This window comes from Ruegeria sp. HKCCD6428 (assembly GCF_013110595.1).
In the GTDB taxonomy this organism is placed as follows: domain Bacteria; phylum Pseudomonadota; class Alphaproteobacteria; order Rhodobacterales; family Rhodobacteraceae; genus Ruegeria.
The window spans coordinates 435512-462428 of sequence record NZ_WVQX01000001.1 but is presented as its reverse complement, the minus strand read 5'-3'; the positions used below and the strand labels follow the sequence as shown (position 1 = coordinate 462428).

The following is a 26917-nucleotide window of genomic DNA, read 5'->3' as shown; positions in this document are numbered from 1 at the left end:
CTGTCCCCTTTTCCTGACTTGGATCAAAGATTAAACGGAGATGTCGGTTTAGCAGACCGGCAGGTAAACGATGACAGAGATGAAGCCCGTGAGCGAAGCAACTGCCGTGAAGGCCCCGGTCCTGCCGGACGCGCAAACTGTAACCGAGGTCAAGCATTGGACCGACAGCCTGTTCTCTTTCAAGGTGACGCGCCCCGCCACGCTGCGTTTCCGCTCGGGCGAGTTCGTGATGATTGGTCTGCTGGGCGACAATGGCAAGCCATTGCTGCGCGCCTATTCAATCGCTTCGCCGTCGTGGGACGATGAGCTGGAGTTCTATTCGATCAAGGTTCAGAACGGCCCGCTGACGTCGAAGCTTCAGCATATCAAGCCCGGCGACCAGATCATCCTGCGCCCCAAGCCGGTTGGCACGTTGGTGCATGACGCCCTGCTGCCGGGCAAACGCATCTGGTTCTTTGCCACCGGCACTGGCTTTGCCCCGTTTGCTTCGTTGTTGCGTGAACCGCAAACATATGAAGACTATGACGAGGTGATCATCACCCATACCTGCCGCGAAGTGGCCGAACTGGAATATGGCCGCCAATTGATCGACAGCATCCGTCAGGATGAAATGCTGGCCGAACTTATTGGCGAAGGCTTTGCTGACAAGATCCACTATTACCCGACAACCACGCGCGAAGAGAGCCCCAAGATGGGTCGGATCACCGACCTGCTGAAGGATGGCACCGTGTTCAGCGATCTGGGCATCGAAGGCGGAATCAAGCCCGAAACCGATCGCGCCATGGTCTGCGGTTCGCTGGCTTTCAACCTGGACATCAAGGAAATCCTTGAAGGTTTTGGTCTGCGTGAGGGCGCGAATTCCGAACCCAAAGAGTTCGTGATCGAAAAGGCCTTTGTCGGCTAAAGGCACCATGCGTTCGGAGCTTTGCAGCCCCGAACGCAAAAATCAGCGGACAAAACACTGTTTTTTCGCAACTGCCGGTGTTTATGCCGCTTGAAGTGTGGCCCGGCCCGGTTTAAATTCCGGGCTCGAAATTCTGCAATTATCAAAGGAATGAACCCATAGCTCGCAGACCTCACAACGCGCCGCCACAACGAGACACCGGCCCGCGCGTCAATGATAAGATCCGTGCCCCCGAAATTCGCCTGATTGGCGCCGAAGGTGAAAATGTCGGGGTGGTTCATCCCGCCAAAGCCATGCAGATGGCCACCGATGCCGGTCTTGATCTGGTCGAAATTTCGCCCAATGCGAACCCACCGGTCTGCAAGATCATGGACTTCGGCAAATTCAAATACGAAACGCAGAAACGCGAAGCCGAAGCCCGCAAGAAGCAAAAGATCATCGAGGTGAAAGAGGTCAAGTTCCGACCCAACACCGACACGCATGACTATGACGTGAAGATGCGCAACGTCTTCAAGTTTCTGGAAAACGGCGACAAGGTGAAAGTCACCCTGCGTTTTCGTGGCCGCGAAATGGCACACCAGAACCTGGGCCGCGAATTGCTGGAGCGTGTCGCTGAGGACGTCAAAGAACTGGGTAAGATCGAAAACATGCCGAAAATGGAAGGCCGTCAGATGATCATGATGATCGGCCCCCTTCCGCAGAAATAACCCGGCCCAAACACCCAAACGATCAAAGCCCCTTCGCCTTCGAGGGGGCTTTTTAAGTCGCCTTCCTGCTTTTCAACCAACGGGCCGCGTCCCGGAAATCGAACGCCAGCGAGGTGATATCGACGATCAGAAGCACCCGGAGAAAGCCGGCAAAGGCCGGGCTCAGGGGTTTTTCGGAAATCAGCAGAAGCGTCACCATGATGACCAGTGGCACCCAGCACAGAATGTGCGGCAAGGCCATCGCACCGCTCATCCCGCGGGCAGCCACCATGATCAGTACGTTCAGCGCCATGCCTGAAATTGCAAGCAATGCAATCAGGTGCCCCTGTGGCTGATCCAGAAATGCCAACGGAAGCAGGTTTACCGGCACCAAAATGAAGGCTACCCAGACCTGCACCCACACAGGGAGCGTTCGGAAACTGCGCCAGATATCCAGTACCATGGACGTCGCCTTTTCCAATTCCATAGCCCTCGACACATAGCAAACGTGTCGCAGGCAAACAGGGCGCTCACGGTATTGTCAGAGAACGGCTGAAAAAGAGCGTTCCAGTTTGCTGACAAGTTCGCCTATCTGGTCCTCTTCTATGATGAAAGGCGGCGCGAGCAGGATATGGTCTCCGTTCCGGCCATCCCGGGTGCCCGCCATGGGATAACAGATCAACCCTTCGGCAAGTGCTGCCTTCTTTATCTTTCCGGCAATGCCCAGGGATGGATCAAAGGGGGTCTTCGTCTCGCGATCCGCCACCAGTTCCACACCCCGGAACAGGCTACGGCCACGCAAATCGCCCACATTCGGGTGCTGTCCAAACGCGGCTTCCAGTGCGGAATGCAGTTTGCTGCCCATGCGTCCGGCGCGCGCCGGTAAATCACCCTCTGTCAGTTCACGGACCACCGCAAGAGCCGCAGCCGTGGCGACAGGATGGCCGATATAGGTGTGCCCATGTTGGAAAAACCCTGACCCATCCCGAATCGCACCGAAAATCTTGTCGGTGCACAGCATCGCCCCGATCGGTTGATATCCTGCGCCCAACCCTTTGGCGATGCACAGAATATCCGGTGCAACACCGTCGTGATCACAGGCAAACAAATGACCGGTGCGCCCCATGCCACACATCACCTCATCCAGAATCAGCAGCACGCCATATTGGTCGCAGATTTCCCGGATGCGTTTGAAATACCCCTCAACCGCCGGAACCGCGCCAAGCGTAGCGCCGACAACCGGCTCGGCCATGAAGGCCATAACCGTTTCGGGACCAAGGCGCAGAATTTCCGCCTCCAGCTCGTTGGCGACGCGCTGACCATAGTCAAAGCTGCTCTCATCCTCGGGCTTCTCGGCATATTCATAGCAGGCCGAGATATGGGTCATTTCGATCAGCATCGGCGCGAATTGGGCCCGTCTCCAGGCATTTCCCCCCGCAGACAAGGCCCCCAGAGTGTTGCCATGGTAGCTTTGCCTGCGCGCGATCACGTGGCGGCGCTCGGGCTGCCCGATTTCCAAAAAATACTGGCGCGCCAATTTGATGGCCGCTTCGGTCGCCTCGGACCCGCCCGATACGAAATACACCCGGTCCAAACCCCCCGGCGCGTGCTGGATCAGCAGATCGGCCAATGCCTCGGCCGGTTCCGAGGTCATGAACCCGGTATGGGCAAATGCGATCTGTTCCACCTGCTGTTGCACGGCCCGGATCACTGCCGGGTTGGAATGCCCCAGACAGGACACGGCCGCATCGCCGCAATCCAGATATCGCTTGCCGTCGGCATCGATCAGGTAAGCGCCGTCGCCACCCGCTGCGACGGGAAGTTCAGATTTGGTGTGGCGTGGGAAAACATGACTCATGTTCCGGTCCTTCCAAGTGTTTCAACCAAAGCCGCGACCGAGGCCGCGTTGTCCGTCCAGAGCGTGCCATCCGGTGCCGTCAGGCTGTTTTCGAATCCAACACGCAAGTCACCGCCGCGCCGCGCTGTTTCGGCAAGACAATCATGTTCCTGCGTCCCAAAGGCGCACACCATCCAATTGGCCGGGCTGGACGGAAACGCATCCAGATCCGCTGGCACGGATTGCTGGTTCTGACTGTAGCGTCCCAACACAGGCAATCGGTCTGTCTGGTCCGGCTGGACGATACCTTTTGACTGCCAGTCTTCCAGCAGCTTCACATCTTCCAAGTCGTAGAGAATATGCTGAACCCGCGTGCCCTGAGCCGCACATAGCGCATAGACCCGAGGCGCAAGATCAAGGGCCCGGGCGATTTCCCGGACTGAAATCGAGGCCCATTCAGGCCGGACCCGTTGCAGACATTCAAACTGCGACGATACGTCGAACACGCCTGCTGCCTCGGTGGTGATCTGAACATCCATGCCCGGCACCACCCTTTTCAGTTCCGCGATTGTTTCGCGATACAATCCGGCATCCAACGTGTGGTGTCCGTCGGCATCCCGTACATGCAGGTGTATGCCATTCGCCCCGGCCTCGTGGCAGCCCCGCGCCGTTGCGACGATCTGATCCGTCGTGACTGGCAAGGCCGGGTGATCCGCGCGGCCCCGCCGGGCCCCGTTCGGAGCAACCAGTATATATGGTTTCGAGGTGGTTTTCACTTTGCTCTCGGTCATTGCGCCCTCGTGTTCGTCTGTCCTCAGCTAATGAGCTCAAGTTTCGTTTTCAATTTACCAACTAGAAAACATATGTTTTGCTTGCCACATGACCCGCGCTCTAACTGCCATCGTTACGCAAATGCGCCGCGAGATCGATGAAATGCCTGCGCAAATGCAGGTCGCTGTAAAGTACATCATCGATCATCCCGCCGAGTTCGCGTTGAATTCGATCCGCACCACCACCGATCGTATCGGCATCAGCTCGAACGTTCTGATCCGGCTGGCGCAACGCATGGGGTATGACAGCTTTGACGCTTTTCGGCGCCCATTTCGAAACGCTCTGACAACCGATGGTGAGGACAGGTTTGGGCAGGATTGGCTGGAACACCTAAAGGAACAAGGACAGTTTGGTGCGGCGCAGGCACGATTTGCGCAGAACGAAATAAATGTCGTGGCCAGATCGCTGCGCCTCATGGCCCCCCAATTGACGGAACAGGCCGTCGCGCACATCAGATCGGCGCGTCGCTGTTATGTGACGGCCACACGATCCAGCCACGCGCTGGCCTATTATTTTCACTACGCCGCCCGCATGGCCCATCCCGGGCTTCAGCTGGTGCCCCGCCACATGGGTTCGGCCATCGACGATCTGGTCGAAGCCACCGCCGAGGATTGTCTGTTTGCCATCACGGTTCACCCCTATTCCGCCGACACGATTCAGGCGATGCGGTATGCTCGTGACCGGTCGATGCGCATCGTCCTGTTGTCGGATAGCGAGGTCATCGCCCCGGGGGTTGAACCGGATGTCGTCCTGCCTGTCAGCACGCGAACCCTACACCCGTTTTCCAGTTTTTCGGGGGCAATGGCTGTTCTTGAATGCCTGCTGGGCCATTTGTTTGTCGCCGGCGGAGAGACCGCCAGAGAAAGAGTGGATGCCTATCAGAAAGCGCGGGAAGATACCGGTGCGTATTGGCGACCCGGCGTATTGCCAAAGCTCAGAAAACCATAAGCCGGTTCGGTCAAAGCCTCTGGGGTCAACCTCAGAATTCAGCCCCGCTCAGGATGAGCGGCGGATCATTCTTTTCGTTTGGCGCGCGGCTGCGGTCTGGTCGGGATTTCCTTCAGCAATCCTCCGACACCCATTCCGGCAATATCTGCCCCGGTCGTTTCGATCCCGCAGGCAACCCGTGACAGAACCCAATCCGCCCCGTTCAACGCCGGAGATCGCGCGCACCCGGGCAACCCGATCACCGGTCGATCCTGCATCGAACCCAGAAACAGCAGGTTCCCCGGATCAACCGGCATACCGAACCGATCCACCTGCCCGCCGGCAAGCCGAACAGCAGACGGCGCAACATCGTCCGGATCCGAGGTCGCGGAACCAGTCAGGATCATCAGCAAATCACCGGTCGTTCTGGAAACCGCCTTGGCCAGCGCATCCACGCGATGCGGCACGATCTGCACATCACACAAATCCAGACCCAGGGCTTCGGTCCGTCCTCGAATGGCGGCGATCCCCTTGTCATTGGGGGGGCCTCCGGGGATATCCGTAACGATCAAACCTGCCGTCTTGTGAACGGGTCTTGCCAGACGCACGGCCCCTTGCGCCAGATTGGCGGCCCGCCGAACATCTGCTTCTGGCACGGCATATGAGATAACCTTGATGGTAGCGACCATGCCCTTCGGGCCCATCTGCTGGTACTGCGGAACCGTCGCAACCGTAATCATCGGGTTGACCCGATTGAACATTTCCAGCGCATCCACATCCAGAACCGCCACGCCCGGCCCGTCCGCCAACAGGTTGACCCGGCCGGTGAACGCATCGGTCACGCGCAGATTGGCCGACGCCGCATCTGGCGCAAGAGCTGCGGCCAAACGACGTGCGGCCTCGTCTTCGTGGCAATCGCCGGGTTCAAGGCGGGCAACGATCACTTCGCGGATGTCCGCCTGCGTCAACTGCGCCACATGCTCTGCCCGCAGTGACAGCCCCTTGCGCAGCTTTTGCCCGTCAGCCGTCACTGAATGGGCCAGAATGGCACCTTTCGCTTCGGAGACTGCTACCGGACCAAACCTCATGCCCTGCCTCGTAGAACGGCCGTCATCTGCGCCAGAACTGCAACGGCAATCTCGGATGGGCCGGCAGCCCCGATATCCAAACCGATTGGCCCATGAATCCTCGAGATTTGCTTATCACTGAAACCCGCCGCCTTCATACGTTCGACGCGTTTGGAATGGGTGCGTGTCGATCCCAATGCACCGATATAGAACACATCCGCATCCAGTGCAGCTTGCAATGCCGGATCATCCAGCTTTGGATCATGTGTCAGCAGGACAATTGCGGTGCGCGCATCCAGCCCGAGTTTTGCAACGGCCTCATCCGGCCAATCCGTGAGGATCGTTTCCCCCGGAAAACGGGCGTTGGAGGCAAATGCGTCGCGCGGGTCGATAATGGTCGGATCATACCCGGCAATTCGCGCCATCGGCACCAGCGCCTGCGCGATGTGAACCGCACCGACAATGATCAATCGCAGCGGCGGGTTGTGAACGGCCACAAAGGTTCGGCCATCTTCTTCAAAACCTGATCGATCCATGCGCAGCCGTTCGGCATAGGCGTTACGACGCAAGGCTCTGTGCCCGGTATCGGTATTGACTTCATAAGCGATGGGTTCGCGCCTTGCGCGGGCTGCAACCAGTTCCGCCAGCATCGGTTCGGGCAGAACCTTTCCAACGGGTTCGACGAGGACGCGAATGGTTCCACCACAGGCCAGCCCGACCGCAAAGGCATCTTCGTCGCTCACCCCGAATTCCAGCAAGCGGGCTTCGCCTTCGTCAATGGCCTCAAGCGCTTCGACGATCACCGCGCCTTCGACACAGCCGCCCGACACAGAGCCTTCGATCCGGCCATCGCCGCCGATCACCAGCTGGGAACCAACCCGGCGCGGCGCGCTGCCCCAGGTTTCGACAACCGTGGCAAGCGCGGCGCCGCTGCCATCGCGGTGCCACTTCAGTGCCGTTTCCGGGCTGTTGTCGAATCGCTCCATCAGAACCTCCAGACGTCGTCTGTTTCCCAACATAAGCAGGATTGGCGTGATGAAAAGCGCGACGCCCCTGTCAAAACGTCTATATTGAACCCAGCGAGCAGAAGCTAAGGCCTGAACTGCATTCAAGAAATCACAGCATTGATTGTTAGTGCCACGGGTTTTAGCCTGCGCGGGCAGCCGGCCAAGCGACCGAGCCGCGTATCAAACACATTTTTTCGGAGACAAGCAGTTGAAACATTTTCTTGCACTGGGCGCAGTGGTTGGCCTTTTGACTTCAACCGCAGCGTGGGCTGACACATTCGAACGCTACGGAGAAGTAGAAGGCTGGAAAGTCTTCATCGACAACGAAAAGAAGTCCTGCCTGATCGAGGCCGTGGACGATGCGGAAAACGTCGTTCAGATGGGCCTGACCGAAGATCGCGGCGTGGGATATGTGGGGGTGTTCACCAAAGCCGAGACCGACATCAAACGTGGCGAGACGCAAGAAGTGGCCATCCTGATCGGGGACAACATCTATCTGGGTGAAGCCACAGGCATGAAAGGCAATATCACCAAGGGCTATTCCGGTGGCTATGTCCTGTCAGACAGCCCGCAATTCGCGGATGATCTGGCCAAGAAAAAGGTCATGATCGTGTTTCCCGAGACATCCTATGCATTTACCGTCGATCTGACCGGCACGTACAAAGCCATGGAGATGGCGCGTAAGTGCAACGAAGAACAGTTGTCATAGGCAACTATTCGGAAAGCGCGGCCAACAGCCGTGCTTTCTGCCCCTGGTCATCGGGTTGCGAGATCACGGAAGCCAGATCTTCGAGCGAGGCTATGGAATGCCCTGCCCTGAAACTGTCGACATGGGGCAGCATGGCCGCCACCCCCTGAGCCTTGGGGGCAAACCCGTCCCAGCGCAGCAGCGGATTCAGCCAGATCAGGCGTTTTGAGGACAGGTGCAGCCGCTCGATCTCTTTCTCGAGGCTCTCCGGGTCACCCCGCTCCAAACCGTCGGTGATCAGCAGAACAACGGCCCCCTGCCCCATGACACGTCTTGACCAGTCTCTGTTGAACTGATGCAGACAGTCGCCGATGCGTGTGCCCCCTTCCCAGTCCTGTGCCTCGGCCCCGGCAGCGGCGAGCGCTGCGTCGACATCCCGATGATGCAAGTGGCGGGTTATGTTGGTGAGGCGCGTGCCGAACGTGAAGGCATGAACCTTGGCCCAACCCGCCCCCTTGGCGTTCGAGACCGTGTGCAGGAAATGCAGAATGACTCGGCTGTACTGGCTCATCGAGCCCGAGATATCGCAAAGCGCAACTAGATTTGGCCATCGCGGTTTGGGTTGCAGCCGGGCGATATCACGCAATTCGCCCCCTTGCCGCATGGCTGCGCGCAAGGTGCGGGCACGATCGATACGGTGCCCCAGATGGCTGGCCTGTCCGCGGCGCGACTCAATGGGTTTGACCGGCAGGGTCATCCGCGCCAATACGCGTTTGGCTTGCGCGATTTCTGCGGTGCTCATCTGTTCGAAGTCCAGGTTGCGAAGACGCTCTTCGGACGATGCCGTTTGCGTGGCGTCAATCTCGATTTCGGTTTCGCCCTCGTCTTGCGCAGCCGGCTGGGGCGCGTCACGTTCGACACCCTCCAGCAGGGCCTCGGCTGCGCGCTTTTCACCGGCATCCGCTTTGCGTTCCTCTTGCACGCCCCGAATGGCAGGAAGCATCATGGCCATCATGTGTTCCATGTATCGCGGGTCGCGCCAGTACATTCGGAAAACCTGCGCAAACACCGTGCGATGTTCGAGGCGGTTCACGAAACAGGCGTGCAGCGTCCAGTAGAAATCCCGTTTCTGGGTGAAACCCGCGGCTTGTACCGCGCGAATTGCATCGATCACCCGCCCCGGACCAATCGGCAGCCCCGCCTTCCGCAACGCGCGGGCAAAATGGGTGATGTTCTGCGCCAGCTTCGGGTTGTCGGGAATCTCCAGCGGGATTTGCTCGGCCATAGCGCGTCAGGCCGGCTCAAGGGTCGCTTTGGCCTCATCCAGAATGCGCTTGGCCTCAGACCCTTGCAGCTTCTGGATGTCGTCCTGATATTTCAGGATCGCCCCCAGCGTGTCACCGATCACCTCGGGACTAAGGTTCATCACGTCCAGCGCCAGCAGACATTTGGCCCAGTCAATGGTTTCGGCCACGCCGGGTTTCTTGAACAGATCCTCGGTGCGCAGACGCTGAACGAAAGCCACGACTTCGCGGCTGAGCGCATCGGCGGCCTCGGGCGCGCGCGCGTGCAGAATTTCGATCTCGCGTTCAAAATCGGGATAATCGACCCAGTGATACAGGCAGCGACGCTTGAGGGCATCGTGCACTTCGCGAGTCCGGTTCGACGTGACAATCACAATGGGTGGTTGGGGTGCTGCAACGGTGCCCAGTTCAGGGATCGTGACCTGAAAATCACTGAGAGCTTCCAGCAGAAAGGCTTCGAACGGTTCATCGGTCCGGTCCAGTTCGTCGATCAGAAGAACCGGTGCTCCGTTTTCGTCGGGGCGCATTGCTTGCAGCAAGGGGCGTTCGATCAGGTATTCATCCGAAAACAGTTCCGCCTGCAACGCGCCCCGGTCGGCCCCGCCCGAAGCTTCGGCCGTTCGGATCGCAACCATCTGCGCCGGAAAGTTCCATTCGTAAACGGCAGAGGACGCGTCCAGACCTTCGTAGCACTGCAACCGGATCAAACGGCGGTTCAGACCGGATGCCAGCGCCTTGGCGATTTCCGTTTTGCCAACTCCGGCCTCGCCCTCCAGAAACAACGGGCGTCCAAGCTTCAGCGACAGGAACACAACCGTGGCAAGGGCCCGCCCGCAGACATAGCCCTGACGTCCCAGCATCTGCTGCACGGCATTGATGGAATTTGGCTGCGACATGGAATTCCTCTCTACTTCGCCGACAAACAGGTCACGCAAGCGCCTTTGCGTCAAGGCCCTAGCCCCTGTCAGAGCTACGACGTTCCGGTTGGTTGACAAGTTTTTTCGGCAACTCGTTCCGGGCTGGTTGGTCTTTCGGGGCAGCTATGCTAGCGGAAGGCCATGACTAATACCCTCACGATCCGCCGCCCCGACGATTGGCATCTGCATCTGCGCGATGGCGCCATGTTGCAGGCCGTTCTGCCCGAAACTGCACGTCATTTCGCCCGTGCAATCATAATGCCGAACCTCGTGCCGCCGGTCGTGCGCGGGGATCAGGCCGCTGCTTATCGCGACAGAATCCTGGCCGCCCTGCCCGACGGCATGGTGTTCGAGCCACTGATGACCCTGTACCTGACCGAGGATACAGATGCCCAGGACGTCGCCGCCGCCCATGCCAACGGGCTGATAAAAGCCGTCAAGCTGTACCCCGCAGGGGCCACGACCAATTCGGCCTCGGGCGTGCGTGACTTTGACAAAGTGCGCCCGGTTCTGGAGAAAATGGCCGAGATCGGCCTGCCCATGTGTGTCCATGGCGAAGTGACCGACGCCGAGATCGACATCTTTGACCGCGAGGCCGTGTTCATCGACCGCGTTCTGGACCCGATCCGAAAATCGACGCCGGGTCTGCGCGTGGTGATGGAACATATCACCACGTCCAACGGCGTGGACTATGTCAAAGCCAACGAAACGGATCTGGGTGCGACGATCACCGCGCACCACCTGATCATCAACCGCAACCATATTCTGGTGGGCGGGATCAAACCGCATTACTATTGCCTGCCGGTCGCCAAGCGCGAGGAACATCGCCTGGCCCTGCTGGCTGCCGCCACCTCGGGCGATCCGAGGTTCTTCCTGGGCACGGACAGCGCTCCGCACACGGATGCAAACAAAGAAATGGCCTGCGGCTGTGCGGGGTGTTTCACCGCGACGAATACCATGTCTCTGGTGGCCGAGATGTTCGACCGCGAAGGTGCACTGGACAAGCTCGAGGCGTTCGTCTCTCTCAACGGGCCGGGCTTTTACCGCCTGCCTGTGAACGAAGAGACGATTACCCTGACCAAAGGCGAGCCGGTTGCATACCCGTCAAAGATCGACACGGGCGATGGACCTGTCACGGTGTTCGACCCCGGTTTTCCGCTGCACTGGCGCGTGGCTTAACCCGCCATACGTTCGGCCAGATCACGGGCGCGACCGCCGGTGCGCAGCATCGACCAGATCGCGTCCGCCTCATCCGTTCCGATCAGCTTCGACGCTTTGGCGCGCACACGATCCTCGCGGTCAGACAGCGACATTGGGGTCAGCAGGTCATGCGTCGCCTCGCGGCGGATACCGTCGCGACGCAGCAAGGCCAGATGCGCCTGCGTTTCCGACAGGTTTTCTTCCGCTTCGACCGTGATGCGATCTTGCAGAGACGTAATGCGCGGGTCCGCGCAGACCTTGTCGGTGTAGCTGCCCGGCAAAGCCGTATCATACCCCAGCGCCTGCATTGCGATGACCGTCCGGTAAGAGAACTTGGCCCCCAGCCCGGTTGTGGGCGAAAGCTGATTGCACACACTCATCCAACGGGGATGGGTTTTGATTTTGATCTCGGCCACTTCGGGTTCCGCGATGTCCAGCGCGCGCGCCGCCTCCAACGCCGCGTGCAGGCCGTGACAACAGGCGTGGAACTTGTGGCTTACCGTTTCGAACAACCATTCATCGCCCAAACCATCCAGCGCGCCTTGATCCGCTGCACCCTGATGTGTCGCACCAAATCCATACGTGCCTTCCAGCGCGTCGGCGTTGGGTTGAAATCCACGCTGAACAAGCACAGCCGCCTCGACCCCTGCCGAAGCGGCAAGCCCGGCATTGTAAGGCTTGCCCATTGTTCCGAACTGGGCCTTCAACCCGGCCGCGCGCGTTGCCGTCAAACCCAATACGGACCGCATCTGAACCTTGTCGAATCCAAGCAACCGCCCCACGGCGACAGCGGCCCCGAATGCACCGGATGTCGCTGTCTGGTGAAACCCGGCCTGATAATGCCCCCTGCCCAGCCACAGGCCGACACGGATTGACGTTTCCATACCGACCAGCGCGGCTTCGAGCAGATCAACCAGAATGCGGTCATCCCACTCGGCCACGGCAAGGGTCGCAGGCAGGATGGCGACTGACGGATGCCCGATATGCGCGAAATGCGTGTCATCGTAATCCAGCGCGTGGGATATGGTTCCATTCACCAAAGCTGCGCCGCGCAATGGGGCCGCGCCCCCTCCGAACAGATGGGCCTGAGCGTTCCCGCCCTCGGCCAGAACCATATCGCGAACTATGCAAGACACCGGCTCGGACGCCCCTGCACGACCAACCGCCATCCAATCCAGAACGGACAGCGACGTGACAATCCGCGCCTGAGCCGTCGTTGAAACCGGGCCGGCCGCGAAGGTGGCCAATGCTGCTGTGAAATCCGTCATGAGCGCAGTCTAGCGTGCGCCCTTGCCGCGTAAAGGCCTAGCCGTAGAGTTCTTTCGCACGCGCCTCGAAGGCGCGGACGATCCGCTGCATGGCTTCGTTAAACACAACGCCGATGATCCCCTGAAGGATGGCGTTCTTGAATTCGAAATCCACATGGAACGAGATGTTGCACCCCCCGTCGGGCGCGTCCTCGAACTGCCAGTCGGATTTCATGTATTTGAAAGGCCCGTCCAGATACTCGGTATCGATATTCTTCTGATCTGGAAACAGGGTCACCCGGCTGCCGAACCGTTCGCGAAACACCTTGAACGAAATGACCAGATCGGCCTCCATCACCTCGGCCGCACCGACCGCATAGGTCTTGCGGATCCGGGCCGCGGCGCACCAGGGCAGAAACTTTGGGTAGCTGCCCACATCCGCAACAAGATCATACATCTGCTGGGCTGTGTATGGCAGGTGGCGGGTTTCCGAATGGATTGGCATGATGTCCGGTATTTACAGGTGACAATGGCGCGTCATGTCGTATGTTGCGCGCCAAAGATCAAGGGGGCTGCGATGACTAACCGCGCTTATGTGATAGATGAGATGATCTCGGCCAAGGCCATCGCGGCGCGGATCGAAGAGTTATGCCGCGAAATAACGGATGAGTTCGGCGACACGGACAAGCTTGTCGTCGTAGGATTGCTGCGCGGCAGTTTCGTCTTCATCGCCGATCTGGTGCGGGAACTGGACCTGCCGATCGAAGTGGATTTCCTTGAGGCGTCCTCGTATGGCGATTCGATGGAGAGCAGCCGGGAAGTACGCATTCTCAAGGACTTGCGCGGCGCCATCGAAGGCCGCGACGTGCTGGTGGTCGAAGATATCGTCGACACCGGACACACGCTGAACCACGTCACCAACCTGCTCCGCAGCCGCAAGCCGAAACGGCTCAAGTCGATTGCCCTGCTCGACAAACCCAGCCGTCGCGAAGTTGATTTCCGGTCAGACTGGATAGGCTTTGAAATTCCGGATGAATTCGTCGTGGGTTACGGGATCGATTACGCTCAGCGCAACCGCAACCTGCCGTTTATCGGCAAAGTCCGGTTTACCGAGGACTAGCCGCACTTTACCCGGGCAATTTGAGTGGCTACCCAGCGCCTCAAATTCAAAAACCCGAATAATAATAGACAAACTTATTTGCGCGCCCTTACTCTTCCTATCAGCTCGGGAGGATTATGGATGAAGCGTGTAGTTGCGACAGCCGGCGTCGTTATAGCGATCGTAGCACTTGCAAGTTCGGGTGCTGCAAAAGACAACAAGGGCAAAGGGCAAGGTGCCAATAAAAACAAGGTAGAGAAATCCATCAAGTCAAACGGCAAAGCCGTACCGCCCGGTCAAATCAAAAGATACACGCGCGGGCAGAAGCTGCCGGGTGATCTGAGTTTTGACTATATCGACGATCTCGACAACTGGAAGCTCAAGCCTTTGGGGCCCGGCCAGCGCTATATCCGGGTGGATGATGAAATACTCTCGATATCTGATGATACAAAGACAGTTATAGAAGCCTTTGGAATCGTTGGTGATCTGGTCAAATAAGTGGATGGCGTCTAGTAGTTGTTGCTAAGTGCGACATCAATCGCGCTCAGGAAAACCCCGGTTCCAATCGGAATAAGCGCATCCGGGAAATCGTAATCCGGGTTGTGCAGTTGCGGATGGTCCTGCCCCGCCCCCAACCAGAACATGGCCGCCTGCGCGCCTTTGCCAAATTGGCCGAAGTCTTCGGAAAAACGCTGTGGCTGATCGACCAGCCTGCACGCGACGCCCCGATCGGCACAGGCTTTGGCCAAAACCGAAACGGTTTCACGGTCATTGACGCAGGCTTCGAACACCTCGTCATAGCTGATTTCGAACGCCAGACCTTCGGCCTCCGCCGTGTTTTTGACCAGAGTTTCGGCCTCGGTCATCAGGCTTTCCATCCGCGCGTCCGAAACCGTACGCAGGGTCACCCACAGTTCGGCCTGTCCCGGTGCGACACCGACTGTGCGCTCGCCCAGAGTGGCATGGGTGACCGTGGTCAAAGCGTAGGTGTCATCCAAGTCGCCACCCGCCCCCAAGTTGGCCAATGCCGGAATCAACGTGGACAATGCAACTGCCGGTGACACGCCGTCCTGAGGGGCCGCTGCGTGTGAGGTTTTGCCTGTCAGAACGATTTGCATCCCGCGCGAGGCACAATTCGCGGGACCTTCACACAGTTCCACCGCGCCCAGCTCCAGCCCCGGCAAATTATGCAGAGACAGCACGATGTCAGGGGCAACCTCAGCGAACTGAGGATCGGCCCGATATGCAATCGCACCATGTCCGGTTTCCTCGGCGGGTTGGAAGATCAGAACCACGCGGCCAGATTTTGGGCGCTGTTCCTTCAACGCCTCCGCCACCCCGAGAACCATCACCATGTGGCCATCATGGCCGCACAGATGCCCTTTGCCTGCAATCTGAGATGCATATTCCAGATCCGAGAGTTCCTGAATTGGCAGCCCATCCAGCTCGCATCGAATTCCAACTGTGGGGCCGGTAACACCGCTTTCGTAAACCGCCGCAACACCGTGCCCGCCGATGCCACACAAAACCCTGTCCGCACCCGCTTGGCGCAAAAGATCCGCAACCCGCGCCGCGGTATTCTCCTCCTGCCCCGAAAGCTCTGGCTGTTGGTGAAACTCGTGGCGCAGGCGGATGAGCTGCGCGATCCGCTCTGGCGTCACGCTTGCTGTAGCTTTGCTTGCCGGGCCGCGCGAAGCCGAGCGAAATCGTCACCCGCGTGGTACGAAGACCGGGTCAGAGGCGTTGCGGATACCATCAGGAACCCCTTGCCATAGGCCGCCTTTTCGTAAGATGCGAATTCTTCCGGGGTTACGAACCGATCCACTCCGTGATGTTTCGGAGTCGGTTGCAGATACTGGCCGATGGTCAGGAAATCGATATCCGCCGCGCGCATGTCATCCATGACCTGGCGCACTTGCTGTTCGTTTTCGCCCAACCCGACCATGATGCCCGATTTGGTGAAGATCGACGGATCAAGCTCTTTCACCCGCTGTAGCAGGCGCAGGGAATGAAAGTACCGCGCCCCCGGGCGCACTTCGGGGTAGAGACCCGGTACCGTTTCCAGATTGTGGTTGAACACATCCGGTTTCGCTTCGACCACAATCTCAAGGACCGTGCTGTCGCATTTCAGGAAGTCCGGTGTCAGAATCTCGATCGTGGTTTTCGGAGATCGATGACGTACCGCGCGGATTGTCTGCGCAAAGTGCTCGGCCCCGCCGTCTTGCAGGTCGTCACGGTCCACCGAGGTGATCACCACGTGGTTCAGGCCAAGTTTTTCGACCGCATGGGCCACGCGACCGGGTTCAAACGCGTCAAGATCGTCGGGGCGACCGGTTGCGATGTTGCAGAAGGTGCAGCCGCGCGTACAAATCTCGCCCATGATCATCATGGTGGCATGGCCTTGGCTCCAGCATTCTCCTACGTTGGGGCACCCCGCTTCTTCGCAGACCGTCACCAGATTGTTGTCGCGCATGATCCGCCGCGTATCCGCATAGCCCTTGCCACCGGGTGCCTTGACCCTGATCCAGTTCGGCTTTTTGGGCTGTGCATTGTCCGGACGATGGGCTTTTTCCGGATGGCGCTCTTCGGGGATCTTCAGATCTCGCACGGTCGTTTTCCTGACTTTGGGTCAACTCTTCTTGCTCATAACATAGTCAGAAGCGCGGTGTTAGACCAGCGGCGCATAGCCGCTATGCGTTGTACCCTCGCAAGCGCAGAAATACATCATGCGCGTATTCGTATTTGCAATTTAATTTCAACATCTAGCAAGACGTTGGCCTTATTCGCAATCGCAGCGTTTACGCGATTGAATGCGGTTTAGAACTGTTTTAATTCACACCTAAATCACATGTGAATCACAGGAGTTTGACTATGAAAACCGGCGCAAAACTGCCCGACGTGACCTTTCACACCCGTGTCCGTGACGATTCCATCGAAGGACCAAACCCATTCCGTTGGGAAGACAAGACGACAGCTGACTATTTCGCCGGTAAGCGCGTAATCCTGTTCTCATTGCCGGGTGCGTTCACCCCGACCTGTTCGACTTATCAGCTGCCTGGGTTTGAGAACGGCTATGCCGATTTCAAGGCCATGGGGATCGACGAAATATACTGCATGTCCGTCAACGACAGTTTCGTGATGAACAAATGGGCCCAGGATCAGGACCTGAAGAACGTGAAAGTCATCCCCGACGGATCGGGGGAGTTCACCCGGAAAATGGGCATGTTGGTCGACAAGGACAATCTGGGTTTCGGAATGCGCTCGTGGCGCTATGCGGCCATCGTCAATGATGGCGTTGTCGAGGCGTGGTTCGAAGAGCCCGGCCTGATGGATAATTGCCCGGAAGATCCCTATGGCGTGTCCTCGCCGGAAAACCTGATGAAACACCTGAAGGCGTCAGCAGAACCTGAAATGGCCTAAGCCTCAAATCCAAAGAAAAGGCCCGTATACACCGGGCCTTTTTTCTGATCAGCCGATCATCCGATCTCGTTCCGCCTGTTCCTGATAATGCCGTTTCAGCCGTTGCAGGGCGATCCTCAGGACGATTTTGCCGGACCGCGCTGACCAACCCATTCGCTTTTCCGCCAGCTCCAACCCTTCCAGATAGCAACAGCATCGCAACGCAACATCACTCAGACCCGGTCCCAGGTCGGACAAGGCCCGTGCAACGCGGTCCTTCGCATCAGAAGCCCCCTTTCCTCCATGGCTTTCACTGTCAAAGCTGCTTCGACCACCTGTCGTCAGAAAACGATCCCAGTTCTGCGAAACCTGAGGGCCGATCTGTGCCAGCTCAAAATCTTCGCGCAAGCGCTCGCCGGCGCTGACGAGTGAGTCATCCAGAAACGGTTTTCCGTCACGATCCCGTCTGCGCGACAATGCTATCAGCGGGCTTTCCGCAGCACTGTACCGAATGCGTTTGACCCGCTCGGCGGACCCGCCCGAAGGCTTGCCCTGAAAGCTGCTCTGAGCTTCGGCAAAACCAAAGTCAGTCCCGGCACGTGCCTTGTTTTCTGCCTTGGCGATCAAATGGCTTAGCGCCGTTCGTCCCGCTGCGGATATCCGATATCGCGAAATGCGTCCGGGATTGTCGCAGGTGATCCAGTCTTTCAAAGCCAGGGCCTGCGCGATCCTGCATTCTACGACAGCGGTTCTTGTAGCCCCGGCATTGCCGGTGTCGCGTACGACGACCGCCTTGTCCATTTCCTCGGCCACGGCAAGGACCGAACCCGTCTCGCTCAGGCGGCGCAACACACGCAGTGCCTCATTTTCAAATTCTTCTTCAGCCGCGTTTTCTGACCCGCTTGCCGGGCCGTCTGCGCACTCCGAAGCTGAAAAATGTGTCTCTGCGAGCGATTGCAAGGCCGCATCCACCAGTGGATCGTCGCGGCGCGTTTCGATGCGTCGAATTTGCCTGAGGATAGTTGAAGCATGGCACCCGGCTGATCGCGCGATATCGCGGATCGAGCGACCGGTCTCGGTATGAGCAAGGTATCTTTGCGCCCCTTCTGGAACCCATGCCGGAATGGTGAAAGCCATGTTGTTTTCCATAATTATTTGCCCTCGTCGACAAAACAAACTGCCACTTTTCGCCCTCGGAATGTGGGTTAACCAAATCTAACTAGAGGTCCATTCGTTACTCGTTCGTTAACCACACAAGGCAAGAACCAGATTTGATTCAAAAAGATAAACAGTCGTGAAACCATCGTTCGGGGAGACTTTGACCAAGGCAACACCCGCTTAAGTTGTGCAAAAACAGGATCCATCAATTTCCGAAAAAAGGACACATAACATGCAGGACCTGATGACAATGATCGCAACCCTCCGCCGCCCACGCATGTTGGCGCGTGCTGCCAGATTCGGGGCGCGGGATTACAATCGGGACAGGCATCTGCAACGTATTCTGGGATACGGGTCGCTGCCCGGTTCAGGTCAGGCGCTGCTGCGTTTGCTTGAAATGGAGAAAGAGGTAAATGAACTGCGAAAAGAAGATGATGCCGCCTACTCATTGGTGCGGCATCTGGATCTGCTTATTGCGCTGTTGGGTGAGGCGCAGCTATATCAGGCCAGCCGCGCCTCGGTTCTTCAATAATCAGGCGAAAGCATCCGGCATGGAGGCCTTTTTCTCGGCGATATAGGCTTCCAGCGCCGCCGCGGTATCCGGGTCCATCTGTGGTTGCTGATAATTGGCCAGCAAATGTTCTACTCGCGCCGTGGCCAAAGCCCGCGTGTCACGCGCACCCTCTTCCTGCCAGGTTTCATATGGCTTGTAGTCCAGGACTTCGGATTTCCAGAAGGATTCCTTGAAGTTGGCCTGCGTATGGGCACAGCCGAGATAGTGACCACCCGGCCCTACTTCGCGGATTGCGTCCATGGCCTGCGCGTTTTCATCATAGGCCACGCCCTTGGCCAGTGAATGCAGCACGCCCAACTGATCCGCATCCATGACGAACTTTTCGAAATCGGCAACCAGACCGCCTTCCAACCAGCCGCAGGAATGCAGCATGAAGTTCACGCCCGAAAGCAGCCCCATGTTCAGCGAATTCGCTGTTTCGTAGGCCGCCTGCGCATCCGGCAGTTTCGAGCCGCAGAACGACCCGGCCGAGCGGTATGGCAGGTTCAGACGACGCGCCAGCTGGCCTGCACCATACGTGATATGCGCGGCTTCTGGCGTGCCGAAGGTGGGTGCGCCCGAGTTCATATCGATCGACGTCACGAACGCGCCAAAAATCGCGGGGGCACCCGGGCGGATGATCTGGCTGTAGGCAACACCGGCCATGACCTCGGCCAGAACCTGGGTCAAAGTACCGGCCACCGAGACTGGCGCCATCGCTCCACCCACGATGAAGGGCGAGATGATGCAGGCCTGATTGTTGCGCGCATAAACTTCCAACGACCCCATCATCACATCGTCGAATGTCATCGGCGAGTTGATGTTGGTCAGCGAGGTCATCACGGTGTTTTCCTGCACGAACTCCTTGCCGAACAGGATTTCGCACATTTCAACTGAATCCTGTGCCCGGCTGGGATCGGTCACCGAGCCCATGAATGGTTTGTCCGACAGGGTCATATGCGCCTTCAACATGTCCAGATGGCGCTTGTTCACCGGAATGTCGGTCGGCTCGCACACCGTACCGCCCGAGTGGTGCAACCACTTGGACATGTAGGCAAGTTTCACGAACTTGTTGAAATCGTCCATGGTTGCATAGCGTCGACCACCCTGTGCATCACGCACGAACGGAGGACCGTAAACCGGGGCCAGAACCATGTTGCGGCCACCGATCACAACCGATTTTTCGGGGTTGCGGGCGTGCTGGGTAAACTGGCTGGGGGCTGTCTTGATCAGCTCACGCGCCAGACCACGCGGAATGCGCACACGCTCACCGTCAATATCTGCGCCCGCGCCACGCCACCGTTCCAAAGCTGCTGGATTGTCGACAAAGTTGACGCCGATTTCTTCCAGCACGGTCTCAGCGTTGTTTTCGATAATCTCAAGCGCCTCTTCGTTGAGGATCTCGAAATTCGGAATGTTGCGTTCGATGTATTTCGCAGTCTCGATACGAACTGCGGTACGCTCGGCACGGCGGGCAGCGCCACCGCCACCTCTCGCCCTGCGCCGGGTGTTTGCCTCTGCCATGAGAAAATCCCGTCTGATTGGTTAGATTGAGCGTTTTGATACAGGTTTGCCGGAACTCAAGCATAGAGATTGCGGCGCTCTGGGGGGAAAAGCGACATTGCCGCCCCGCCAAGAAGCAACCGGTCAGTCAGGATCGACCGCCAACGCTTTCTCCATGGTAAGGCCGCTGCCCGACTGATCCGTCACTTTCCAGCCCATGTGCCGATACATCGCAATCGTGTCTTTCATCATTTTATGAGTTCGCAACTTCAACTTGGATAGTTTGCGCAACATTGCCTCTTCTTCGGCAAACTGCATCAATCGCCGCGCAACCCCCTGCCCTTGGGCTTCGGGCGCAACCGCAAGGTTGAACACCATGATTGCGTCGTCAACTTGGTCAAAAACGATGACCCCGACTATACCGCCGGATATCGCAAGCACGACGCGGTGGGTCTTGATGTCATCCGCGATTCCGGCAGTAACGTCCGGCAGATCCTCGATCCGGCTCATCGCATCTGCATAGGCACTTCCCAGGCACCGCGTTACCTCGTCTGCATCCACCACAGCAGCCGTTCTGAACTCGATCTTTGACATGGCACCTGATCTTTCCGCCGGATTGACTCAGCTTTTGCACCAAATGACGCCATACCGCTTGCACATGCAAGGCTTGCAACTTATGAGCCGGTTATGACCCAGACATCCCACGACCGCCTTCTGATCATCGACTTCGGCAGCCAGGTTACGCAGCTTATCGCCCGCCGCCTGCGCGAGCTGAATGTCTATTGTGAAATTCACCCTTACCAGAATGTCACGATGGGTTTCGTGCGGGAAATGGCGCCACGCGCCGTGATTTTCTCGGGCGGCCCGGACAGCGTGACGCGCGAGGGCTCGCCCCGCGCCCCGCAAGAGATTTTTGATTATGGCGTTCCGATTCTGGGCATCTGCTATGGTCAGCAGGTGATGATGCATCAGCTTGGCGGCAAGGTCGAAAGCGGCCATGGCACAGCCGAGTTCGGTCGGGCCTTTGTTACACCGAAAGACAAACTGGATATCCTGGAAGGCTGGTTCGAGGACGGTGATGAACAAGTCTGGATGAGCCATGGCGACCATGTCAGTGAAATCGCACCGGGGTTCGAGGTATTCGGAACCTCGCCCAACGCACCTTATGCGATCACGGCCGATCCATCGCGGCACTTCTACGCCGTGCAGTTTCACCCCGAGGTACACCATACGCCAAAGGGCGCGAAACTGTATGAAAACTTCGTTAAGCTGGCCGGGTTCAAGGGCGACTGGACCATGGGTGCCTATCGCGAAGAGATGATCCGCAAGATCCGCGAACAAGTTGGAGACAAAAAGGTCATTTGCGGATTGTCCGGTGGCGTTGACAGCTCGGTTGCCGCGATCCTTATTCACGAAGCAATCGGGGATCAGCTGACTTGCGTCTTTGTCGATCATGGGCTGCTGCGCAAGAATGAGGCCGAAGAAGTCGTTGGCATGTTCCGGGACAACTACAACATTCAGCTGATCCACGCCGACGAATCCGAGTTGTTCCTTGGCGAACTGGAAGGTCAGAGCGACCCCGAGACCAAACGCAAAATCATCGGAAAACTGTTCATCGATGTGTTCCAGAAACACGCCGATACCATCGACGGCGCCGAATTCCTGGCTCAGGGCACTCTCTATCCCGATGTGATCGAATCGGTGTCGTTCTCGGGCGGGCCTTCCGTAACGATCAAGTCCCACCACAACGTGGGTGGCCTGCCGGAAAAGATGGGCTTGAAACTGGTCGAACCGCTGCGTGAATTGTTCAAGGATGAGGTCCGCGCCTTGGGTCGCGAGCTTGGTCTGCCGCAGAGCTTCATCGGGCGCCACCCCTTCCCCGGACCGGGTCTGGCCATTCGCTGCCCAGGCGAGATCACCCGCGAAAAGCTGGAGATTCTGCGCGAGGCCGACGCGATCTACATCGATCAGATCCGCAAACACGGGCTTTATGATGACATCTGGCAGGCTTTCGTCGCCATCCTTCCCGTCCGCACCGTCGGCGTGATGGGCGACGGGCGCACCTATGACTATGCCTGTGCGTTGCGGGCCGTCACCTCGGTCGATGGGATGACGGCGGATTACTATCCGTTCAGCCATGAGTTCCTTGGCGAAACGGCAACCCGGATCATCAACGAGGTCAAAGGCATCAACCGGTGCACATATGACGTCACCTCGAAACCCCCCGGAACCATCGAGTGGGAATGATCCGGTAAAACGCAACCTCGGTCGACGCCAAAACGACCCGATCCCGGGAAATCTGCCCTAGTCGTGCCTGAAAAAGCCGGGCACGGCCTTGAACCTGACGCTTCATAAGCGTTTCAATGATTCAACGAATTCAATCTTATTGATCGCGTAGCGAAAGCCCCGATACCGAGGCCGTGACCGCGCGGCCAGGCCGGGGTGCGGTACGTGAATCAGACACAAAAAAACACATTCAAAGCCGCCTTGTGGATGACCGGAGCCATCGCGTCCTTCTCCTCGATGGCGGTTGCCGGTCGCGAATTGAGCCTCGTGCACGACACCTTCGAGATCATGATGTATCGAAGCCTCGTCGGGTTTCTTGTTGTCGCCCTCGTACTCACGGCCACAGGCGGTTGGATTCAGGTTTCCACGCAACGCCTGGGGTTGCACGCCCTGCGAAACACCCTGCATTTCACAGGGCAGAATCTTTGGTTCTATGCGGTCGCTGTTGCACCTCTGGCGCAGGTATTCGCGCTGGAATTCACACAGCCGCTTTGGGTGATCCTGCTGTCGCCGCTGCTGCTGAATGAACGTCTGACGCCCCTCAAAATAACGGCAGCACTTATCGGTTTTGCTGGCGTTCTGATTGTCACGCGCCCAGGCAGTGCGCCTTTAAGCCCTGGCCTTGCTACCGCAGCCGCGTCTGCGATTTTCTTCGCATTTACAACGATTACAACAAAAAACCTCACTCGTTTTGCCAGCATCGGGTGCATCGTTTTCTGGCTTACTTCCATGCAGGCGGTGCTTGGGGCCATCGCAGCCGGTTTTGACGGGCAGATTGCCTTGCCCACGGCGCAAACCGCTCCGTTTTTGGTTCTGGTCGGTCTGGCGGGACTGCTGGCACATTTCTGCATTACCAACGCGCTGGCGATCGCCCCGGCGACAGTTGTGATCCCATTTGATTTTGCGAGGCTTCCCACCATCGCTGTGGTCGGAATGATCCTATACCACGAACCCATTGACCATTGGGTTCTGATCGGTGCGGCGATCATCTTTTCAGGAATATTCCTGAATATCTGGTCTGAAAGCCGTAACAGTTTAGCAACAGTTGAAAACAGTAGTCGCAATACGTAACGCACCGTCACCAGTTGACCTTAAAGTAACCAAAAAGAGAGTATCGCTCATCATACACGGGATAGGCGTTCGTAACACTCAGCCAAACGCCATTGAAACCCGCCTGAGATTGTTAGGGAGGACAGAATGAAAAAAACACTACTCGCGACCTGCGCTTTGTGCGTTGGAGCGACGGCAGGATACGCAGGCGGCCTTGATCGAAGCGGTCAGGGCATCAACCTGATCTTCGAAGAAGGGTCAGCAGTCCAGTTTCGGTTGGGATACACCAACCCCAGCGTAACGGGCACCATGCCTGCTTTGGCTGGACCAAACATCGGGCAGCCGGTCGATTCCGGAGAAGTTGCGAACGACTTTTTCACACCGCATCTGGGTTATAAAACGTCACTGACCGAAAAGCTCGATTTCGCGATCATGTATGACCAGCCCTTTGGGGCCGACATTGAATACGCAAACACCTACCCTCTTTCGATCAACCCTATTCCGGGTGGTCGTACCGATGTTTTGAGGGCTACAGCAGACACGGACGCCATTACGGCATTGCTGCGTTACAAATTCGATGGCGGGTTCAGCGCAATCGGCGGTATTCGAGCACAGCGTGTGAAGGCTTCTGTCACCGTCCCGCTTGCAGCAGGGTACCAGGTAGACACCGATGCCGACACTGCATTCGGCTACGTTATCGGGGTTGCATGGGAGAAACCGGAAATCGCAGCACGTGTGTCACTGACATACAACTCCAAGATCAGCCACGATCTATCGCAAACAGAATCTCTGAACCCACCACCGTTCCCTCCGATTCCACCCGGGACCGTGGCCACCTTCAACACAAACAGCGAAATTGAGACGCCCCAGTCGATCAACCTAGACTTTCAGACGGGCGTCGCGCCTAAAACGCTGTTGTTTGGTTCTGTTCGTTGGGTCGACTGGCCACAGCTGGTGTACAACCCGCCAAACTACCCGCCGACCAGCAACCTTGTTGACTACGACGATGCGACCTTCACCTATTCGTTGGGCTTGGGGTATCAATTCTCGGAAGAGTTCAGCGGTGCTGTAACACTAGGCTATGAGTCTTCTCAGGGTACTCCTGTATCCAACCTCGGCCCGACTGACGGGTTCTGGAGCATTGGTCTGGGCGGAACATATTCGTTGGAGAATGCCAAAATTTCCGGTGGCGTACGCTACACTGACATCGGTGATGCAACGGCAGATGGCGCCTTTGGGCAAACAGCCACCTTCAGCGGCAACAGCGCCTGGAGTGTTGGGTTTCAGATCACTTACGCTCTGAACTAAATCCAAGGCGTTTTCATCTTAGGCTCCGCTGTTTCAGCGGGGCCTTTTTTATGCGCAGGTTTCGGGTCGTATATCTGTCGAATGAATGAAATTGTGCGGCCATGAACACGCAAAAACACCTTTCTCGGCGCGCCTGGGTCGAGCTTCTTCTTCTGGCCGTCATCTGGGGCGCATCCTTTGTAGCCATCCGGATCGCTCTGGACTCCATTCCCGTTATGACATCGGTTCTGCACCGCACGTTCTGGGCGATGCTGGTGCTGTGGCTGGTGGCTTGGGGCAAGGGGCTTTCGCTGCCCCGCTCTGTGCGCATCTGGGGTGCATTTCTGATCATGGGATTGCTGAACAATGTCATCCCGTTCAGCTTGATGGCATGGGGTCAGCTTTACATCGATTCTGGTCTTACGGCCATTCTGAACGCGACCACAGCCATCTTTGGCGTTCTGGTTGCGGCGCTGTTTTTCAAAGATGAGCGTTTGACACAAGCCCGGGTTATCGGAGTCGTTTTGGGTTTTCTCGGTGTCTCGATCACGATCGGACTAAAGACCTTCACGTCTTTCAGCCTGCAAAACACAGCGCAGCTTGCCGTGTTGGCCGGAACGCTGTCGTATGCTTTTGCGGCGGCTTGGGCGCGGCATCATCTGTCTGACCTTCATCCCGTAGTCGCGGCAGCAGGAATGCTGACCGGTTCGACTGTGCTGATCCTGCCGCTGGCGCTCATGACGGACGGGGTGCCAACACTTGCCCTACCCGCGATTACCTGGGTTGCGATTGGCTATTACGCCATTGTGGCAACAGCGGGGGCATATCTTTTGTACTATCGAGTCCTGGCAATGGCGGGCAGCGGCAACCTGATGCTGGTGACGCTTGTAATCCCTCCTGTTGCCATCGTGCTTGGCGCAATTCTGCGGAACGAAGCGCTGCCGTCGAATGCCTATTTTGGCTTTGTCATCCTTGCCATGGGTCTTTTGGTATTGAACCGAGCTGGCCGCCGTGATTGACGCCGTGCGCTGCCCGATTTAGCAAAGGCAAAAAAGGGACAGCACAAGATGATCTACAACTCAGCCGAAGACTGGCGCACGGCAAGCCGCAAGAAGGTGCTGTTCTTTGGCATGTCCGGTCTGGGCAAGACATATGTCTCGAACATACTTCGGGACTCGGGGAACTGGTTTCACTACTCGATCGACTATCGCATCGGCACCCGGTACATGGGCGAATACATCACCGACAACGCGAAAGCCGAGGCGATGAAAGTCCCGTTCTTGCGTGACCTGCTCCTGTCGGATTCCATTTACATCGGCTCGAATATCTCGTTCGCGAACCTGACTCCGGTCGCAGCCTATCTGGGCAAGCCGGGCAACCCTGCCCTTGGCGGATTGGAAATGCCGGAATACCGCCGCAGGCAGGAACAGTTTCGGCTGGCCGAAATACACGCCCTGCTGGATACCGAGTATTTCATCGACCGGGCCGAGCGTTTGTACAAATACCCCCATTTCATCTGCGACACCGGTGGATCGATCTGCGAATGGGTAGACCCCGAAGATCCGAACGATCGGGTACTGTCCGAGCTTTCGCAACACACCCTGATGATCTGGCTGAAGGGGGATGAGGAACACACGGCAGAGCTTGTACGCCGTTTTGACAAAGCCCCAAAGCCGATGTCCTATCAGGCCGAATTCCTGACCAAGGCGTGGACAGATTATCTGGACCTGCAAGGCTGTTCGGAAGCGGATGTGGATCCCGATGATTTCGTCCGTTGGACCTATGCACAGGCCTTGGCGCACCGCCAGCCGCGTTACGAGGCCATGGCGAACAACTGGGGCGTGACGATTGCCGCCAACGACATCGGAAAAATCCGCGATGCCGCCGATTTCGATGAGTTGATTGAGCACACACTTGAGACCACGCGCAATAACGCCTAACTATCAGTTTTCACTGATCTCTTAGAA

28 protein-coding genes are annotated in these 26917 nt (G+C 57.7%); 14 read left to right on the top strand and 14 right to left on the bottom strand.

The genetic code is table 11. From position 1 onward, the window contains the following. Positions 1–70 precede the first annotated feature (70 nt). On the top strand, positions 71–904 hold the full coding sequence (locus GS620_RS02220) for a ferredoxin--NADP reductase (RefSeq protein ID WP_171231718.1): 834 nt from the start codon (positions 71–73) through the stop codon (positions 902–904). Between the two features lie 158 nt (positions 905–1062). After that, on the top strand, positions 1063–1611 hold the full coding sequence (gene infC / locus GS620_RS02215) for a translation initiation factor IF-3 (protein WP_171614481.1): 549 nt from the start codon (positions 1063–1065) through the stop codon (positions 1609–1611). A gap of 52 nt (positions 1612–1663) precedes the next feature. On the opposite strand, the gene GS620_RS02210 is transcribed toward infC, so the two are convergent. From GS620_RS02210 to GS620_RS02200, 3 genes are all read right to left on the bottom strand, one after another. Continuing rightward, a complete protein-coding gene (locus GS620_RS02210; protein ID WP_171613876.1) occupies positions 1664–2053 on the bottom strand; it encodes a hypothetical protein in 390 nt (129 codons plus the stop codon). Between the two features lie 78 nt (positions 2054–2131). Beyond that, positions 2132–3448: an aspartate aminotransferase family protein gene (locus GS620_RS02205; RefSeq protein WP_171613874.1), complete on the bottom strand. Its 1317-nt coding sequence runs from the start codon at positions 3446–3448 to the stop codon at positions 2132–2134. Next, positions 3445–4218 (bottom strand): 3-keto-5-aminohexanoate cleavage protein, encoded by a 774-nt coding sequence (locus GS620_RS02200; protein WP_171613872.1) that lies wholly within the window; start codon positions 4216–4218, stop codon positions 3445–3447. The genes GS620_RS02205 and GS620_RS02200 overlap by 4 nt, the downstream gene beginning before the upstream one ends. An 88-nt stretch (positions 4219–4306) precedes the next feature. On the opposite strand from GS620_RS02200, the gene GS620_RS02195 reads away from it, so the two are divergent. Further along, positions 4307–5206: a MurR/RpiR family transcriptional regulator gene (locus GS620_RS02195; RefSeq protein ID WP_171613870.1), complete on the top strand. Its 900-nt coding sequence runs from the start codon at positions 4307–4309 to the stop codon at positions 5204–5206. A gap of 65 nt (positions 5207–5271) precedes the next feature. On the opposite strand, the gene GS620_RS02190 is transcribed toward GS620_RS02195, so the two are convergent. Next, positions 5272–6273: a molybdopterin-binding protein gene (locus tag GS620_RS02190; RefSeq protein WP_171613868.1), complete on the bottom strand. Its 1002-nt coding sequence runs from the start codon at positions 6271–6273 to the stop codon at positions 5272–5274. Beyond that, positions 6270–7238 carry an XdhC family protein gene (locus GS620_RS02185; RefSeq protein WP_171613866.1) on the bottom strand — a complete coding sequence of 323 codons (969 nt, stop codon included), beginning with the start codon at positions 7236–7238 and terminating at the stop codon, positions 6270–6272. The genes GS620_RS02190 and GS620_RS02185 overlap by 4 nt, the downstream gene beginning before the upstream one ends. Positions 7239–7467: 229 nt before the next feature. Here GS620_RS02185 and GS620_RS02180 point away from each other — a divergent pair, with 229 nt between their 5' ends. Continuing rightward, positions 7468–7968, top strand: coding sequence for a hypothetical protein (locus GS620_RS02180; RefSeq protein WP_171613864.1), 501 nt, complete (start codon positions 7468–7470; stop codon positions 7966–7968). Between the two features lie 4 nt (positions 7969–7972). On the opposite strand, the gene GS620_RS02175 is transcribed toward GS620_RS02180, so the two are convergent. After that, the gene (locus GS620_RS02175; protein WP_171613862.1) at positions 7973–9232 is read right to left on the bottom strand and encodes a VWA domain-containing protein; all 1260 of its coding nucleotides are present in this window, start codon (positions 9230–9232) and stop codon (positions 7973–7975) included. Positions 9233–9238: 6 nt separating this feature from the next. Beyond that, entirely contained in the window at positions 9239–10147 is a 909-nt protein-coding gene (locus GS620_RS02170) for a MoxR family ATPase (RefSeq protein WP_171613860.1), read from the bottom strand. A 162-nt stretch (positions 10148–10309) separates the two neighbouring features. Between GS620_RS02170 and pyrC the strand changes: the two genes are divergently transcribed. Then, positions 10310–11347 (top strand): dihydroorotase, encoded by a 1038-nt coding sequence (gene pyrC, locus GS620_RS02165; protein WP_171613858.1) that lies wholly within the window; start codon positions 10310–10312, stop codon positions 11345–11347. On the opposite strand, the gene GS620_RS02160 is transcribed toward pyrC, so the two are convergent. Together GS620_RS02160 and GS620_RS02155 are read right to left on the bottom strand one after the other, a co-directional pair. Then, positions 11344–12636, bottom strand: a complete 1293-nt coding sequence (locus tag GS620_RS02160) for an MmgE/PrpD family protein (RefSeq protein WP_171116185.1) — start codon at positions 12634–12636, stop codon at positions 11344–11346. The genes pyrC and GS620_RS02160 overlap by 4 nt on opposite strands. 37 nt (positions 12637–12673) lie before the next feature. Next, on the bottom strand, positions 12674–13120 hold the full coding sequence (locus GS620_RS02155; protein ID WP_171363068.1) for a type II toxin-antitoxin system RatA family toxin: 447 nt from the start codon (positions 13118–13120) through the stop codon (positions 12674–12676). Positions 13121–13192: 72 nt separating this feature from the next. Here GS620_RS02155 and hpt point away from each other — a divergent pair, with 72 nt between their 5' ends. Both hpt and GS620_RS02145 read left to right on the top strand, forming a co-directional pair. After that, entirely contained in the window at positions 13193–13735 is a 543-nt protein-coding gene (gene hpt / locus GS620_RS02150) for a hypoxanthine phosphoribosyltransferase (protein WP_152457820.1), read from the top strand. Between the two features lie 24 nt (positions 13736–13759). Next, positions 13760–14212: a hypothetical protein gene (locus tag GS620_RS02145; RefSeq protein ID WP_171116189.1), complete on the top strand. Its 453-nt coding sequence runs from the start codon at positions 13760–13762 to the stop codon at positions 14210–14212. Positions 14213–14223: 11 nt separating this feature from the next. On the opposite strand, the gene GS620_RS02140 is transcribed toward GS620_RS02145, so the two are convergent. Together GS620_RS02140 and lipA are read right to left on the bottom strand one after the other, a co-directional pair. Then, on the bottom strand, positions 14224–15375 hold the full coding sequence (locus GS620_RS02140) for an amidohydrolase (RefSeq protein WP_171116191.1): 1152 nt from the start codon (positions 15373–15375) through the stop codon (positions 14224–14226). Beyond that, on the bottom strand, positions 15372–16322 hold the full coding sequence (gene lipA, locus GS620_RS02135; protein ID WP_171116194.1) for a lipoyl synthase: 951 nt from the start codon (positions 16320–16322) through the stop codon (positions 15372–15374). Before lipA ends, GS620_RS02140 begins: the two co-directional genes overlap by 4 nt. 263 nt (positions 16323–16585) lie before the next feature. On the opposite strand from lipA, the gene GS620_RS02130 reads away from it, so the two are divergent. Further along, the gene (locus GS620_RS02130) at positions 16586–17134 is read left to right on the top strand and encodes a peroxiredoxin (RefSeq protein ID WP_171168387.1); all 549 of its coding nucleotides are present in this window, start codon (positions 16586–16588) and stop codon (positions 17132–17134) included. 48 nt (positions 17135–17182) lie between these two features. On the opposite strand, the gene GS620_RS02125 is transcribed toward GS620_RS02130, so the two are convergent. Beyond that, complete coding sequence (locus GS620_RS02125) at positions 17183–18262, bottom strand: DUF6456 domain-containing protein (RefSeq protein WP_171613856.1); 1080 nt, start codon at positions 18260–18262, stop codon at positions 17183–17185. 241 nt (positions 18263–18503) lie between these two features. Here GS620_RS02125 and GS620_RS02120 point away from each other — a divergent pair, with 241 nt between their 5' ends. Next, positions 18504–18803, top strand: a complete 300-nt coding sequence (locus GS620_RS02120; protein ID WP_152457814.1) for a DUF6477 family protein — start codon at positions 18504–18506, stop codon at positions 18801–18803. Here GS620_RS02120 and GS620_RS02115 read toward each other — a convergent pair whose 3' ends face one another. Then, a complete protein-coding gene (locus GS620_RS02115; protein ID WP_171613854.1) occupies positions 18804–20348 on the bottom strand; it encodes a trimethylamine methyltransferase family protein in 1545 nt (514 codons plus the stop codon). A gap of 123 nt (positions 20349–20471) precedes the next feature. Beyond that, positions 20472–20921: an N-acetyltransferase gene (locus GS620_RS02110; RefSeq protein WP_171613852.1), complete on the bottom strand. Its 450-nt coding sequence runs from the start codon at positions 20919–20921 to the stop codon at positions 20472–20474. A gap of 93 nt (positions 20922–21014) precedes the next feature. Between GS620_RS02110 and guaA the strand changes: the two genes are divergently transcribed. The 5 genes from guaA (at position 21015) to GS620_RS02085 (ending at position 26890) form a co-directional block, all read left to right on the top strand. Continuing rightward, positions 21015–22574: a glutamine-hydrolyzing GMP synthase gene (gene guaA / locus GS620_RS02105; protein WP_171613850.1), complete on the top strand. Its 1560-nt coding sequence runs from the start codon at positions 21015–21017 to the stop codon at positions 22572–22574. Between the two features lie 204 nt (positions 22575–22778). Continuing rightward, positions 22779–23684 (top strand): DMT family transporter, encoded by a 906-nt coding sequence (locus tag GS620_RS02100; protein WP_367396922.1) that lies wholly within the window; start codon positions 22779–22781, stop codon positions 23682–23684. Positions 23685–23810: 126 nt separating this feature from the next. Beyond that, a complete protein-coding gene (locus GS620_RS02095; protein ID WP_152457810.1) occupies positions 23811–24971 on the top strand; it encodes an OmpP1/FadL family transporter in 1161 nt (386 codons plus the stop codon). Positions 24972–25072: 101 nt separating this feature from the next. Continuing rightward, the gene (locus GS620_RS02090; RefSeq protein WP_171613848.1) at positions 25073–25969 is read left to right on the top strand and encodes a DMT family transporter; all 897 of its coding nucleotides are present in this window, start codon (positions 25073–25075) and stop codon (positions 25967–25969) included. A gap of 48 nt (positions 25970–26017) precedes the next feature. Beyond that, complete coding sequence (locus GS620_RS02085; RefSeq protein WP_171613846.1) at positions 26018–26890, top strand: ATPase; 873 nt, start codon at positions 26018–26020, stop codon at positions 26888–26890. The last annotated feature ends 27 nt before the right edge of the window (positions 26891–26917 follow it).

Coding starts and splice junctions, on each gene's coding strand:
- GS620_RS02120 (WP_152457814.1), top strand. CDS start 18,504: ATGCAGGACCTGATGACAATGATCGCAACCCTCCGCCGCCCACGCATG.
- GS620_RS02210 (WP_171613876.1), bottom strand. CDS start 2,053: ATGGTACTGGATATCTGGCGCAGTTTCCGAACGCTCCCTGTGTGGGTG.
- GS620_RS02095 (WP_152457810.1), top strand. CDS start 23,811: ATGAAAAAAACACTACTCGCGACCTGCGCTTTGTGCGTTGGAGCGACG.
- GS620_RS02155 (WP_171363068.1), bottom strand. CDS start 13,120: ATGCCAATCCATTCGGAAACCCGCCACCTGCCATACACAGCCCAGCAG.
- GS620_RS02200 (WP_171613872.1), bottom strand. CDS start 4,218: ATGACCGAGAGCAAAGTGAAAACCACCTCGAAACCATATATACTGGTT.
- GS620_RS02170 (WP_171613860.1), bottom strand. CDS start 10,147: ATGTCGCAGCCAAATTCCATCAATGCCGTGCAGCAGATGCTGGGACGT.
- GS620_RS02220 (WP_171231718.1), top strand. CDS start 71: ATGACAGAGATGAAGCCCGTGAGCGAAGCAACTGCCGTGAAGGCCCCG.
- guaA (WP_171613850.1), top strand. CDS start 21,015: ATGACCCAGACATCCCACGACCGCCTTCTGATCATCGACTTCGGCAGC.
- GS620_RS02110 (WP_171613852.1), bottom strand. CDS start 20,921: ATGTCAAAGATCGAGTTCAGAACGGCTGCTGTGGTGGATGCAGACGAG.
- GS620_RS02190 (WP_171613868.1), bottom strand. CDS start 6,273: ATGAGGTTTGGTCCGGTAGCAGTCTCCGAAGCGAAAGGTGCCATTCTG.
- hpt (WP_152457820.1), top strand. CDS start 13,193: ATGACTAACCGCGCTTATGTGATAGATGAGATGATCTCGGCCAAGGCC.
- GS620_RS02205 (WP_171613874.1), bottom strand. CDS start 3,448: ATGAGTCATGTTTTCCCACGCCACACCAAATCTGAACTTCCCGTCGCA.
- GS620_RS02125 (WP_171613856.1), bottom strand. CDS start 18,262: ATGGAAAACAACATGGCTTTCACCATTCCGGCATGGGTTCCAGAAGGG.
- GS620_RS02085 (WP_171613846.1), top strand. CDS start 26,018: ATGATCTACAACTCAGCCGAAGACTGGCGCACGGCAAGCCGCAAGAAG.
- GS620_RS02115 (WP_171613854.1), bottom strand. CDS start 20,348: ATGGCAGAGGCAAACACCCGGCGCAGGGCGAGAGGTGGCGGTGGCGCT.
- GS620_RS02175 (WP_171613862.1), bottom strand. CDS start 9,232: ATGGCCGAGCAAATCCCGCTGGAGATTCCCGACAACCCGAAGCTGGCG.
- GS620_RS02130 (WP_171168387.1), top strand. CDS start 16,586: ATGAAAACCGGCGCAAAACTGCCCGACGTGACCTTTCACACCCGTGTC.
- GS620_RS02195 (WP_171613870.1), top strand. CDS start 4,307: ATGACCCGCGCTCTAACTGCCATCGTTACGCAAATGCGCCGCGAGATC.
- GS620_RS02090 (WP_171613848.1), top strand. CDS start 25,073: ATGAACACGCAAAAACACCTTTCTCGGCGCGCCTGGGTCGAGCTTCTT.
- GS620_RS02160 (WP_171116185.1), bottom strand. CDS start 12,636: ATGACGGATTTCACAGCAGCATTGGCCACCTTCGCGGCCGGCCCGGTT.
- GS620_RS02185 (WP_171613866.1), bottom strand. CDS start 7,238: ATGGAGCGATTCGACAACAGCCCGGAAACGGCACTGAAGTGGCACCGC.
- pyrC (WP_171613858.1), top strand. CDS start 10,310: ATGACTAATACCCTCACGATCCGCCGCCCCGACGATTGGCATCTGCAT.